Origin of the sequence: Streptomyces sp. NPDC004435 (assembly GCF_042873895.1) — a bacterium.
Lineage (GTDB): Bacteria > Actinomycetota > Actinomycetes > Streptomycetales > Streptomycetaceae > Streptomyces.
Window position 1 is genome coordinate 26,237 of sequence record NZ_JBIAMB010000038.1, and the last position, 11,664, is coordinate 37,900.

At 72.0% G+C, this 11,664-nt stretch carries 14 protein-coding genes; 2 read left to right on the forward strand and 12 right to left on the reverse strand.

All coding sequences use genetic code 11. The features are described from left to right. Positions 1 to 272: 272 nt before the first annotated feature. From ACFYT9_RS38975 to ACFYT9_RS39000, 6 genes are all read right to left on the reverse strand, one after another. Entirely contained in the window at positions 273 to 1,166 is an 894-nt protein-coding gene (locus tag ACFYT9_RS38975; RefSeq protein WP_389171813.1) for a hypothetical protein, read from the reverse strand. A gap of 72 nt (positions 1,167 to 1,238) precedes the next feature. Next, positions 1,239 to 1,757 (reverse strand): hypothetical protein, encoded by a 519-nt coding sequence (locus tag ACFYT9_RS38980; RefSeq protein WP_389171816.1) that lies wholly within the window; start codon positions 1,755 to 1,757, stop codon positions 1,239 to 1,241. 32 nt (positions 1,758 to 1,789) lie between these two features. Beyond that, positions 1,790 to 2,077 (reverse strand): hypothetical protein, encoded by a 288-nt coding sequence (locus ACFYT9_RS38985; RefSeq protein WP_389171819.1) that lies wholly within the window; start codon positions 2,075 to 2,077, stop codon positions 1,790 to 1,792. Positions 2,078 to 2,079: 2 nt separating this feature from the next. Continuing rightward, on the reverse strand, positions 2,080 to 2,481 hold the full coding sequence (locus ACFYT9_RS38990; RefSeq protein ID WP_389171822.1) for a hypothetical protein: 402 nt from the start codon (positions 2,479 to 2,481) through the stop codon (positions 2,080 to 2,082). Then, positions 2,474 to 3,661 carry a hypothetical protein gene (locus tag ACFYT9_RS38995; protein ID WP_389171825.1) on the reverse strand — a complete coding sequence of 396 codons (1,188 nt, stop codon included), beginning with the start codon at positions 3,659 to 3,661 and terminating at the stop codon, positions 2,474 to 2,476. The genes ACFYT9_RS38990 and ACFYT9_RS38995 overlap by 8 nt, the downstream gene beginning before the upstream one ends. Before the next feature lie 80 nt (positions 3,662 to 3,741). After that, positions 3,742 to 4,869: a hypothetical protein gene (locus ACFYT9_RS39000; RefSeq protein ID WP_389171828.1), complete on the reverse strand. Its 1,128-nt coding sequence runs from the start codon at positions 4,867 to 4,869 to the stop codon at positions 3,742 to 3,744. An 890-nt stretch (positions 4,870 to 5,759) separates the two neighbouring features. Between ACFYT9_RS39000 and ACFYT9_RS39005 the strand changes: the two genes are divergently transcribed. Further along, complete coding sequence (locus tag ACFYT9_RS39005) at positions 5,760 to 6,206, forward strand: hypothetical protein (RefSeq protein ID WP_389171831.1); 447 nt, start codon at positions 5,760 to 5,762, stop codon at positions 6,204 to 6,206. Between the two features lies 1 nt (position 6,207). Here the strand turns inward: ACFYT9_RS39005 and ACFYT9_RS39010 are convergent, their stop codons facing one another. Beyond that, positions 6,208 to 6,870 (reverse strand): recombinase family protein, encoded by a 663-nt coding sequence (locus tag ACFYT9_RS39010; protein ID WP_389171834.1) that lies wholly within the window; start codon positions 6,868 to 6,870, stop codon positions 6,208 to 6,210. A 193-nt stretch (positions 6,871 to 7,063) separates the two neighbouring features. Here ACFYT9_RS39010 and ACFYT9_RS39015 point away from each other — a divergent pair, with 193 nt between their 5' ends. Continuing rightward, on the forward strand, positions 7,064 to 7,318 hold the full coding sequence (locus ACFYT9_RS39015; RefSeq protein ID WP_389171837.1) for a hypothetical protein: 255 nt from the start codon (positions 7,064 to 7,066) through the stop codon (positions 7,316 to 7,318). Between the two features lie 72 nt (positions 7,319 to 7,390). Here the strand turns inward: ACFYT9_RS39015 and ACFYT9_RS39020 are convergent, their stop codons facing one another. The 5 genes from ACFYT9_RS39020 to ACFYT9_RS39040 form a co-directional block, all read right to left on the reverse strand. Next, entirely contained in the window at positions 7,391 to 7,795 is a 405-nt protein-coding gene (locus ACFYT9_RS39020; protein ID WP_389171840.1) for a hypothetical protein, read from the reverse strand. A 16-nt stretch (positions 7,796 to 7,811) separates the two neighbouring features. After that, complete coding sequence (locus ACFYT9_RS39025) at positions 7,812 to 8,078, reverse strand: hypothetical protein (RefSeq protein WP_389171843.1); 267 nt, start codon at positions 8,076 to 8,078, stop codon at positions 7,812 to 7,814. A gap of 133 nt (positions 8,079 to 8,211) precedes the next feature. Then, the gene (locus ACFYT9_RS39030; protein ID WP_389171845.1) at positions 8,212 to 8,619 is read right to left on the reverse strand and encodes an ATPase; all 408 of its coding nucleotides are present in this window, start codon (positions 8,617 to 8,619) and stop codon (positions 8,212 to 8,214) included. A 274-nt stretch (positions 8,620 to 8,893) separates the two neighbouring features. Further along, positions 8,894 to 9,619: a hypothetical protein gene (locus ACFYT9_RS39035; protein WP_389171848.1), complete on the reverse strand. Its 726-nt coding sequence runs from the start codon at positions 9,617 to 9,619 to the stop codon at positions 8,894 to 8,896. Positions 9,620 to 9,721: 102 nt separating this feature from the next. Continuing rightward, entirely contained in the window at positions 9,722 to 11,401 is a 1,680-nt protein-coding gene (locus tag ACFYT9_RS39040; protein ID WP_389171851.1) for a hypothetical protein, read from the reverse strand. Positions 11,402 to 11,664 lie beyond the last annotated feature (263 nt).

Below are 11,664 nucleotides of genomic sequence, written 5' to 3' on the forward strand. Positions count from 1 at the left end.
GGCCGGGAGAGCGCGAGAGGGTGGCGTAGCGCCTCTCGCAAGGAGAGGTGCTCGACGGGCCTGCACGGGCCCTGTACGCTCGGCCAGAGACGACATGAGGCCCGACCCCGGACGTGGGGGCGGGCCTCGACTGTTACCACGAGTGATTTCGGCGGCGGGGATTCTGCCGCGCGCTTCGCGCGCCGGCGCCGGGCCGCGCCCCGTGTCCACGGGGAAAACGTCCGGTCCACACGCGCCCGGGTCCGCGCGGCGGCGGGCCCCGGCGGGCGGGGTCAGCTCCCCGTGTCCACGGGGGAATCCCCGGGCTCGTCGACCTCGGACGGGCGGGGTTGGGGGAGGGTGACGGCGGGCTCGACGGCGGCGGGGGCGTCCTCCGCTTCGGCGTCCGGCTCGGTGCCGGCGGCGGCGTCCTGGTCCTCCTCGCCGGGGAGGGTGAACGGCTCCCCGCACACTCCGCAGATGATCGGACCCTCCGCCAGGACCTTCGGGGTAACGGGGAACGCCCGGGGGTCGGGGCGGCACCCGCACGTCACCTTGACCCGCTTCCCGGCCGTCCCCCCGGGGGTCTCCGGCTCGGTGGGCTTCTCCTCCTCGGGGTCGGCCTGGTCGGCTCCGCCGAGGCCGGGGAGGGCGGCCCCGTCGATCTGCCGGATGACGGACGCGTACCTCTTGCGGCTCGCGTCGGTGAGCGCGGCATTGGAGAAACCCAACGACTTCTCCGACTTCCGCGGTGGCTCCAGTCCGGTCTCCCGGGCCAGCTGCGCGAACTCCTTGCGGTGCCACCGGGGGTCACCCTTGGACACGTCCTGGATCTTTCGAACATGGGCCAGCGCGTGGGCGGCCTCGTGCAGCAGAGTCTTGAGGACCTCCTCCCCTCCGTCGCGGATGGTCTCGCCCGCGACGAACAGCTCCGCCAGGCGCTGCTCCTCCTCCGCCACGGCCCACCGGTCGGCCCAGTGGTGCCCGCGGGTGACGAACTGCCGGCGGCGGGGTGCGCCGGTCGAGACGCTCGGCTTCTCGACCTGGCGGCGGGGGATTCCGGTTCCGGTGATGAACAGGACCGGCGGGAGGTCCGGGTGGTGCTTCTGGATCTGCGTCCAGCACTTCTCCAGCGCGGCGATCAGGCGGGTGCCCTCGCGGCCCGGGTCGGTCTTCGGATCGGCCATGCGGGTCTCCTTTCCCCGTGTGCACGGGTTTTGATCATCCTGCGGGTGGTGCCAACTGTTACCGGGCTGGGGTCAGAAGAGGGCGTCCTGGACGGCGCCGCTGGGGTTACCCGCTGCAATCGCGGCGGCGATGGCGGCCTCGACGTCGGCGCCGGTCGCCTGGGCGGTGAGGATCGCGTCGCGGATGGCGACGGCCCGTCCGTCCGGGCCGCGCACGTCGCTGAGCGCGTGCCCGGCCCGGTGGGACCTCGCGTAGTAGTCGCGGATGTTGTCGAGCCGCTCGCCCGCCACCCAATGGGCGGTGAGCTGACAGCTCGACTCGTCGCAGGTGTGGCGGACGACGTGGCCCTGGGGGAGGGCGGCGGCGCCGTGGGCGATGACGTAGCCGAGGACGTGGGCGGTGACCACGCGGGAGGTGCCGGCCTTCCTCGACCCGGCCCGCAGCTTGCCGTGCCCGGAGCTGCTGATCGCGCCGAGGAAGTACGCGCACCGGTCCGGGCCGCGGTCGTAGACCTTGGCCCGGTAGCGCTCGACGGTCGCGGCGTCGCCCGCCAGGGCGGCCCACGGGACGGGTGCCTGTTCCGTCGTCATCTCCGGCTCCTCCTCGTCCTGGTGCTCGTCGGCTACCCGTGGTGGGCCCGGCCGGTGCCGGCGCAGTGCCCGCACTGGCCGTTCCCGTCCGCGTGGCCGTTGCGGCATGTGGCCATCTCGCCCATGACCAGGGTGGTCAGCCACCCCAGTTGTCCGGGCTGCACGAGCGCCTGGTGCTGCTCGCCGGTCGCCGGGTCGGTGACCGTGACGGCCACGGTAGCGGTGCCCTCCGGGTCGGTGGGGTAGGTCTCGGCCAGCTCCTGCAGGGCGGCCGTGAACAGGACGGCGGACTGCTCCTCGGTGGGGTCGATGGTCGTCATGGTCACCATCCCCACTTGTCGTACTCCTGGCGGACGTACGGGCGGTGGGACGGGTCCCACTCGATCGCGCCGGGTCCGTACTTGCCCTCGTGGGTGTCGTGCTCGCGGTCGAACTCGGCCAGCTTGTGGGCCAGCTGGACGGCGTCGTTCAGGAAGTCCTCGGCGTCCGGGTACGCGATCGACAGCCGGTCGGCCAGGGCCGCGCGGCGGAGCAGGTAGAGCCGCTCCTGGTACTCGTCGGGCTCGTACGGCTCGCCCGCCATGGACGCGGTGGCGGCCTCGACCTGCAGGCGCTGGGAGAGCTCGGTGAGGCTGGCGGCCTCGCTGAGCATGTCGGGGGCGACCTTGTACGCCACTTCGGGCGACGGTGCGTCGAATCCCTCGCCGGTGATGGGGTTAGGCACGGGCGGTCTCCTCCTCGGTGGCGTGCGCGTCGTCGAGCGGCTCGCGCAGCTTGTTCACGGCCTGGCGGGACATCTGGGCGAGCCTGCCCAGTTCGGCGTCGCTCGTCTCGGGGCTGCCCTCCCACGCGAACGCGCGGTACAGGCGGGAGTAGATGCCGGCGCGGGCGGCCTTCACGGTCTTCTCGGCCTCGGCGCGGGCCTGGCCGAGGGCGGCCAGCTCGTCGAGGACCTGTTGACGGAGCGCGGTCCGACGCTCGTGTCCGGTGTAGCGGCCCACGCCGAGCAGCACGATGCCCTCGGCGGCCGCGGCCGCGCGGGCGGTCTCGGGGAAGGCTTCGAGCTCGGTGTCGGTGGTCTCGGTGGTGACGGCGGTGGGGTGCTTGTCGAGCCACTGCTCGACGGGCACGAGCGGGCGTCCGGCGGCCTGGTCGAGGCGGTGCTGGTACAGGTACGCGCGAGTGCCGATCAGGCCCGCGTGGAAGCGGTGGGCGTCCTGGTCCTCGATGCCGTAGTGCGCGGCCAGGTCGGGCCAGAAGTCTCCTTGGCGCCGGAGTCCCATGCGGACCAGGTGCTCGGCCTCGTTGTCGAGGGTCGCGTTGCTGGCGGTGGCGACGTGGTCCTGGATGATCCGGGGGAAGACGCGGGCGGCGTCGCTGACCTCGATGAGCCAGGGGCGGCGGCCCTCGGGGGCGTTGCGGTCGCGGTGGCACGCGCGGCCGATGTCGAGGCCGGCGGACGCGGCGACGGCGGACCAGTCGAGGTCCTCGGTGCCGGGGACGGGGACCAGGTGGTCGAGCAGGGTCTGCGCGAGCGGGGCGACCTCGTGCGCGAACGCGTTGCCCTCGGCCACGTCGTGGAACGGGCGCTCGTCCACTCCGGAGTCGATGACCCAGTACATGACCTCGGGGACCCCCTGCCAGTGGCTGGGGGCGAACAGGGCGCCGGGGTAGTAGCCCTCCTCCTTGTCGCTGCGGCGGTAGTCCGAGCAGTGGAAGGACAGTTCCCCGGTGCGGGTGTTCAGCACGATGTGCTGGTAGTGCCCGGCGTTGGCGCCGAGCGGAGTCTCGCCGCGGCCCTCACGGGCGAGCCACGCGCGGATCGCCTCCTTGTCGGGGAGCGGGGGGACCTCGGCCTCGGTGGTCTCGTGAACGGTCACGGTGGGCGCCTTGTGTGTCGTCATGTCAACCAGGTTGACGCCTGCCCTGATGCGGCGTCAACCGGGTTGACAAGGTTGGCCGGTTACTCGACCGGTGGCCGGTTCTACTGCTTCCGGCCCTGCAGCTCCTCCAGCTGGCGGCGGGCCTCGCGCTCGCCCTCCTGGGCGTCCCGCACCTTGCCGTCGAGCTCGCGGAGCTGGCCGTACAGCTCCCGCGCTTCTCCCTCCAGCGTGGTGACGCGGGCCTCCCGGGTCGTGGCGGCGGTGGTCAGCCGCTCGACCTCCTCGCGCAGGGCCTCGACGACGGAGTTGGCGGCCGCGACCTTGGTGTCCGCGTCGGTGGCGGCCTGGCGGGCGGCCTGCTGGGCTTCCTCGACCTTGCCGTTCGCCTCGACCACGCGGGCGTTGGCGTTCTCGACGTCCGCCAGGGCCTTGGCCTTCACCGCGCTGGCGGCGGCCTTCTCCTGCTCGACGACGTCCTCCATCTCCTTCACCCTGCGGTCGGCCTCGACCCGGGCCTTCCCTGCCTTGTCCTCAGCGTCCGCGACTTCCCGGGCGGTGCGCTCCTCGACCTCGACGACCTTCTGCTCGGCGTCGGCCTGCGCCTGGGCGACCTGCTCGTCCCGGTCCTCCTCGGCGGCGGTGATGGCGGCCGCGGCCTCCTCCCGGATGCGCTCGACCTCCGCCCGGAACTTCTCCTTCGCCTCTTCGAGCTGCCGGAATGCCTCCTCCGTCGCCTCGTCCGCCTCGGCCTTGGCCTCCTCGGCGTTCTTCGCGCGGCGCTCGGCGGCCTTGCGGCGGTCGCGCTCGTCGACGAGCTCCTTCTGCGCCTCGGCGATCTCGTGGTCAGCCCTGGCTGCGGCGCTGGCGACCTCGGCCTCGACGGCCTCCGGGTCGTTCATCTGCTCCATGAGCTGCAGGTAGCGGGGGAGCTCCGCCCCCAACTTCTTCACCGCGTCGAGCACCGACTCGCCCACGTGCAGGCGGGTCTTGGCTGCACCGGACACCGGGCGGTCGAGGTCCTCCTCGACGACCTGGGCGCTGGGGCCGGCGGACGGGCTGCGGTGCTTGGCCTTCCACGCCGAGGCGGCGTTGTGCCCGGGGTCGTCGCAGTACCTCGGCCGGGTGCCGCGCACGGTGGGGTCCTTCGGCACGCGGGTGCGGTGGCAGTCGGGGAACGCGCACTCGTCGGCCGGCTTCTCGGTGGCCTGCTCGGCCTGCTGCTCGCTCATCTCGGGCTCCTGCTCGGTTGTCGGGACGGTCAGCCTGCTGTGAGGAACGGTCCGGATGGCGCCCTGGCAACGGGCGGGAAGCGACTCGTTCGCGGGCTCTTTGCGCTGGTCGGAGGGGGTTTTCGCTACCCCCTCAGTCTAATGCATTGCAATGCATTACGTCAATGCAATGCATTGCGGTGATGGAATGAAATGGAATGGATTGGAGGGGCGGAAAGATCGCCACCGGCTCCGCCGTGGTCGCCGCGACGGCCTTGGGCGGTGGGTCCCCGCGGCGGCCGGCCCACCACCGACGACACGCTCCTCGGCCACGACGAGACCGGGACCGACGCGGAGCGACCACACCCGCCGCCACCACATCGCGGCAGCAGCTGCTCCCCCTCGGCCACGGCCGGCGGTGCGGTCTCCTCACGCGCCCGTCATGCGCGACGGCGGGAGTACGGCGGCCCACCCAACTCCGGCCGGGCTGACGGTGACCGGTCCGCCACCGACCCCCCTCCCTCCGCCGCTAGCCGTCTTTCACACCCCGAATCACCCGCAGTCGCGCACGCGGCAGGCCACGGAGGATTACGGAGCTCAGGCGCCCCACAGACGGGCCGCGGGCCGCGCTCGACGGCCCCCTTCGACTGCGCCGGGGGAGGTAACAGTCACCAGGTCTGACCTGGGGAAGTTCTAAAAATCCGACCTCAAATGAGGGCCCGAAACCGGAAGCCCAGCGGGAGCAAGTTGGTACCGAAGGGGAGCTTCCGCGACGGAGCAAGCTATCGGCGAAGACGGTCTTCGCCGCCTCGGCCCGGGGGTGCCGAGGACCTCCTCGACCGAGGGCGGCCGGGGAGGGAGAACCTGCTCAACTGCCCATGCGGGCCTGCCCGCTGTGCCAGGATCGCCGCATGATCGATCTGGGCGTACGTGTCGAGTTCTACGAGCAGGTGATCGACGGCGAGCCTCCCAGGGGCTACCTCGGCCACGTCGAGCGAACCGAGGGCTACCGCGCCGTGGCGGTGCCGGCGGTGGGCGAGCGCATCATGGCGGCCTCGCTGCGGGTGGCAGACCGCGACTCTGCCGTGCTCCTGCGCGGACCCGAGCAACTGGTCGTGCGGTTCGTCGAGCACCACCTAGTCCCCGAGCGCGACGGCGCGGTCCCGGCCTGGTGGGACAGCTACGACGAGCCGGGCGCCACCGTGGTGCTCCACGTCTCCCTGGGCACGTCGCGCGGCGGTGAGTTCCTGCAGCGGATGGTCCGCCAGTTCGTCGTGGACGGCTGGCAGTGCACGGGCCCGGAGGGCTCGGAGCTGTGGGAGTACAGCCTGCAGGCGCGCGAGGAACTGCGCCGGTAGGTCAGTGGGCCGCGGGCTCGATCTGGCGCGGGAGGCGGCTGGCTCGGAGCTCCTGCAGGTCCGGGATGTGGTTGTAGAGGGTGCCGACCGAGACGCCGAGGATGCGGGCGATGCTGGCGACGCTGTTCTCCGGGTTGGGGAGCATGTCGCGGGCGGCGCGGATCAACTCGGCGTTGACCACGGTCGGGCGGCCGCCGGTCTTGCCCCGGGCCCGCGCGGCGGCCAGGCCCTCGTTGGTGCCGGCCACGATGAGCTCGCGGATGAACTCCGCCAGGGCGGCGAACACGTGGAAGATCAGGCGGCCGCCGGGCGTCGTGGTGTCGAGGGACTCGTGCAGGCTCTGGAAGCCGATGCCGCGAGCGCGGAGCTCGGCGACCATGTTCACCAGATCCTGCAGGGACCGGCCGTAGCGGTCGAGGGACGGCACGACGAGCGTGTCACCTTCCGCGAGGAAAGCGTGGCAGGCTTTGAGCTCGGGACGCTCGGCGTTCTTCCCCGACTTCTTGTCGGCGAAGATGCGGCGGCACCCGGCGGCGGTGAGACTGTCGAGCTGGCGGTCGAGCAGCTGGCCCTTAGTCGAGACGCGGGCGTACCCGATCCTGATGTTCGTCAGGACGGCCGGAGCGGCTGCGAGCAGATCGTCGGGTTCGTAGAGCGTCGTCACCCGCTGATCCTCTCAGAAAAGGGTCATCGGAGGGTTTCTGACGGTCCGGGTTTTTGACGGGGTTTTTGACGGCGCGTCGGGGTGATTCGGGCCCTCGACCGGCACCCGTCAGAAAACGATGGTTTTTTGACGTCGAACAAGCCGCTGCGTCGCGCGGCGGGGGGTGTCCGCTTTCGGGCCGAGGATGCCGCTCGTGAACACCACGGTGAAGAACACGAAGTCGATGTCCCTCTGGCAGATCCTCAAGGCGGCGCTCTCCGAGATGGAGGACTGGGTTGTCGTGCTCGGCCTCACGCTGCTGGCGGTCGGGATGCTGCGGGTGGGCTGGTCCGTCGTCTCCCCGGGCGCGCTGTTCGTCTGGGCGGTCGCCGGGGTCGGCCTCTCGGAGCGGAGCCGCGTCCGGCGCGGCCGGCAGACGCGGGGAGGGGAGGGAGTCGCGCGGGGCTGAGTCCTGATCCGCACACGACGAAGGCCCGCGCCACGGTGCGGGCCTTCGTCGTGCAGGTCATGGTCTGGGCGTTCAGCGGCCGGTCGCGGTACGGCCTGGCGGAATCCGCAGGCCCTGGTACCCCGGGCCGAGGCCGCGCCGCTGGCGGGGCCGGATCGGAGTCGGCGGTACGACGGGCTGCTCCTGGTGCTCCTCGACGTCGGGGCCGGCCGGTGCGTCCTCGCCGGGCGGGAGGCCGAGGCGTTCACGGAGCTGGGCCAGCTGCTGCCTGACGGCGAGCATCGCCGCGGCGGCGTCGGGGTGCGCGGCCGCCAGGGCGAACGCGGTGGTCTCCATCGCCTCGACCGCGTCCTCGACGGCGGCCGCGCTCCACGCGTCCGGGGTGCCTGCGGCGTCGTGCAGCTCGCACGCGGCATCGGCCAGGGCCTCGGCCCGCTCGGCGACACCCGGCGCGGCGACGGTGGGCAACGACTTCACGTCCTGATCAACGACGTCAGGCGGCGGGAGGAACGGCGGGGGCGGCCGGGTAGTCCGGGTGGTGCTTCCACTCGTCGGCCATCGCGTACAGCTCCTGCAGGACGCGCTCGGCCTCGTCGGTGCCCTCGGACGCCACGGCGTGGGCGTGGTCATGGCTGAGGCCGGCGGCCTTGAGCCTGGCGTCCACGTACGCCTCGTGGCCGTGGGGGTGCTGCTCGTCGCGCTGGTCTTCGAGGCGGTCGCGTACGAACTGGTAGATCCGTACGCCGGTCTGCAGGTCCACGGTGCGGGGCTCCTTCGTCGGCCTCGTCCGGTCGGGCGCCGGGGGCCACTCCCCTTATATAGGGGACGGCCCCGGCGGCGGGCAGCATCGGCCGGACGTCGCCCGCGCCGCCGGGGCGCTCCTCCAGTCTCCCCTACGCGGCGGCCTCGCCCGCGCCGGCGGGCAGCAGCTCCTCGTCGAGGTCGCGGTGGACGGCCTGGACGCGGAGCTCGTCGAGGTGGTCCATGTGCGCGGCGGCCCGGGAGGCAAGAACAGGTGCTCGATGACGTCCGCCCCCGCACCCGACCGCGATGGTCACGGTGGCGTCGTCGTCGGCCTGGGCGAGCAGCTGGTACGCCGCGGTGACCATCGCGGCGAGCAGGGCCTGGGCGCCGGGCGTGCGCATCACGGCCCGCTGCACGCGGGGGTCGCGGGCGTCGAGGTCGCGCAGGGCGGGGTCGAGGTACGGGTCGGTGAGGTGACGGGCGTCGAACATCAGGGCACAGGTCGGCCGGGGCTTGCTGTGCCCGTAGCCGAAGCTCACGATTCGCAACTGGGGCATGGCCCTACGGTCGGGCCAACCCCGCCTCCAGCGCTACGGACTTCGTGGTGTTGCCCGTTGCCAATCCGCGGGCCCTGGTGGCTGCGGGTTCGGCGGTAGTCCAGCGGGCGGGCGATCACGGACGCGAGAATGGGCCCCCTGTGTCGAGGTCAACTCAGGGGGCCCTCAATGGTGTTCTTGCTGTTCCAGCTGCTCGGGCGCAAGTGGACGTGGCGGGTGATCGGCGCCTTCGTGCTGTTCGCCATGGTGGCCGGCTGCCTCCACAGCTGACCGGTCAGGACAGGCCGAAGTCTCCCGGGCGTCCGGCCGCGACGCGTGCGCCGGCCAGCTTGCCCTCGCTCGCGGCGACGGCCAGGGCGGCGGCCTGCTCGACCTCGGGGGCGTCGTGGCTGCCCGCGACGTCTCCGCCGAGGAGCAGGACCTGGTGCCCGTCGAGCACGGCCTTGACCCATCCCGCGGGCGGCCTGGGGAGCGTGCCCGCGTAGAACTTCTCCCCGGTCGGCGTCAGGACGGCCAGCTGCAGGTCGCGGCCGTGGGGCTGGAACACCGCGACCCACTCGGCCAGCGGCTCGGCGTCGAGCTCGGCGGTGACGAGCTGGAAGCCGTTCTCCAGCAGGGCCTGCATGAACACGTTGCGCGGCTCCGACCCGTACGTGCCGGAGTCGGTGAACGGCGTCATCACCATGCGGGCGACGAGCACGGGCGTGCCCTCGACGATGCCCGCGACCATCGTCATGTCGAGCCCGTCCTCGGGCTGCACGAGCGCGGCCTCGGCCTCGGCGTTCAGCTCGATGATCCTCGACGGCGCACAGCGGTCGTGCACGAACCAGATCCCGCCGGCGCCCACCGGACCCCTGCCCAGCACCACGTTGATCGGCTCGGCGTCGAGCGGCTGCTGGCACTCGATGCATGTGCCCTCGGTGATGCCGCGGGCCTGCACGGCCATCTGCGGGCCGAGGGCCTGCTCGACCTCCGGGCTCATCCGTACGGCCAGCGTCATGGCCTGCTCCCCTCCGTTGTGCCGATGACCTCGGCGTTCTCGTTCTTCCGCCACCGTACCGGCGTGGTCCTGGTGCTCATGCCGACATCGTCCCGCGCGGGCTCACCCACGGCCGAGGGCCTTGCGGGCGGCCTTCTCGGCGCGGGCCCTGGCCAGGGCGGCCCGGTGGGTGGCTTCGGCCGAGGCGAACACGGGGCGCTCGATCCGCTGGCGCTCGGCCTGCTCCTCGATGTGGACGTGCTCCGGCTGCTGGGCCCAGCGGCGTGGCTCGGCCGGCGCGGAACCGCGAACCTCCGGCTGCTCGAACCGGTGCAGGCCCCACCGCTCGCGGCGGTCGGCCCGCTCGGCCAGGCGCTGCTCGACCCGGGCGGCCTCGCGCTGCCGGTCCAGCTCACGGGCCTGCTCGACGCGTGCCCGCATCCGCGCCCGCTGCTCGGGCGTCGCCTCGTCCCACGCCTCGACGTGGGCGGCCACCTTCACCTCGCGGCGGCGTCCGTAGCCGTGGGCGTTCTTCCGGTCGTTGATGAGCCGCCACAGGCGCCACGCGGCCAGGCGGCCCATGTTCTCGGCCTGGAACGTGATCTCGCCCCACTCGTTCCGCTTCACGATGTTGCTCGTGAGCAGCTCGACGAGCTCGGACTCGGTCGACCGGCGCAGGGCGATGGTCACCGTGTGGTGCAGGTCAGACCACGAATCTCCCGTGATTGACCGGCTGAGCTCCTCCGGGGTGCCGGAAGGCAAGAACACCACCCCACGGCCGAGTTGGGCCCTCCACGAATGCCACACACGGCGCATGACGCTTCTGGCAACGGCGCTGACGTCGTCTCCGAACGCCTGGCCAGTCTTCTTTCCAGTCGCCGCCGAAGGCGTCGTCTTTGTCTTTTCCATCCCTTCCGACCAGATCAGCCCACTACTACCGGTAGATGAAGAACCAACTAGTTGTGTGAACCCCTTCGCGTATAGAGGAGACGCTTTGCCATTAACCCCAAGTGCCATGAGGCGGTGAACTCGGGCGGTCATCTCGGCGGCGCGGTCGCGGTCGGCGACGGCGATGCAGCGGAGGTCCGGGGCCGGGGCGGGCTTCACCACGGCGGGGGCCACCAGGGCGGCCGTTGGCTCCTCTACGGGCTCCCAGCCGGGCCAGGCGTCGACCTCGGTCTCGGCGGCCAGAGAGGCGCGCTGCCACTCGGTCCGGATCGACTGGGCGACGGCGGCGGCCGGGCTGTCGGCCGGGTGCTCCCAGCGGGGAGCGGCGGCCAGCTCGGTGATGAGCTGCTGGGTCTCCTGGTTCTCTCCGCGTACGACGAACGGCTCGACGGCCGGGGCCGGGCGGGCCGCCAGGCGGCCGAGGGCGGCGTCCTCGTACGGGTCCTCTGCCTCGGGGAGGTCCCAGACACGCAGCTCGCGCATGAGGTCCTCGGGGAGGTCGGAGGGGATAGCATCGGCGCGCAGGCACAGCGCGTACACCGCGCGGCGGCCGGGCGCCGGCTTCTGGACCTGCTCCGCGAAGCCGAGGCGGTACAGGCCCTTGAGGTCGTCCCAGTACCGGTCCGTGCCGACCTCGTACACACACGCGTAGCGCTCCGAAAGGGCGACTCCCCCGTCCACCTGCGTAGTGCCGTACCGGCCCTCTACGCGGCCGGTCATGGGGTCGAGGCGCTGGGAGTTGAGGAACTTCGCCAGGCGGAACTTCGTCTCGGGGAGGATTCCGCGGTACCGCGCGATCTCCGCGATCCGGTACCAGGTGGTGAGCTTGAGCACGGGGGCCCGCAGGACAAGCACGGGGCTTTCCTGGGTACCTGCATCCGTACGCGACACGCCGGGCGCGGCCGAGCCGGTGGACACACCGGCATTTGGGCGCACTGGGCTGACACCGCAGCTGTCCGCTACGATGGGGACACCACCTTCTGGGGCCTATAAAGCGACAAAAACGGGACCCTCCGACGGAGGGCCTGCTGGGAAATGAACCGGGAAACCGGCTCTGACCTGGGCTTTTTTAGGTTCTTAGGTGGCCTCCTGTTCTTGTGTGGCGGTCGAGTTGGCGC

What these genes read in the sequence shown, in the direction of transcription:
- ACFYT9_RS39035 (WP_389171848.1), bottom strand. Translation starts at nt 9,619, where the DNA reads ATGACGCTGGCCGTACGGATGAGCCCGGAGGTCGAGCAGGCCCTCGGC.
- ACFYT9_RS38975 (WP_389171813.1), bottom strand. Translation starts at nt 1,166, where the DNA reads ATGGCCGATCCGAAGACCGACCCGGGCCGCGAGGGCACCCGCCTGATC.
- ACFYT9_RS39000 (WP_389171828.1), bottom strand. Translation starts at nt 4,869, where the DNA reads ATGAGCGAGCAGCAGGCCGAGCAGGCCACCGAGAAGCCGGCCGACGAG.
- ACFYT9_RS38995 (WP_389171825.1), bottom strand. Translation starts at nt 3,661, where the DNA reads ATGACGACACACAAGGCGCCCACCGTGACCGTTCACGAGACCACCGAG.
- ACFYT9_RS38985 (WP_389171819.1), bottom strand. Translation starts at nt 2,077, where the DNA reads ATGACGACCATCGACCCCACCGAGGAGCAGTCCGCCGTCCTGTTCACG.
- ACFYT9_RS38980 (WP_389171816.1), bottom strand. Translation starts at nt 1,757, where the DNA reads ATGACGACGGAACAGGCACCCGTCCCGTGGGCCGCCCTGGCGGGCGAC.
- ACFYT9_RS39005 (WP_389171831.1), top strand. Translation starts at nt 5,760, where the DNA reads ATGATCGATCTGGGCGTACGTGTCGAGTTCTACGAGCAGGTGATCGAC.
- ACFYT9_RS39030 (WP_389171845.1), bottom strand. Translation starts at nt 8,619, where the DNA reads ATGCCCCAGTTGCGAATCGTGAGCTTCGGCTACGGGCACAGCAAGCCC.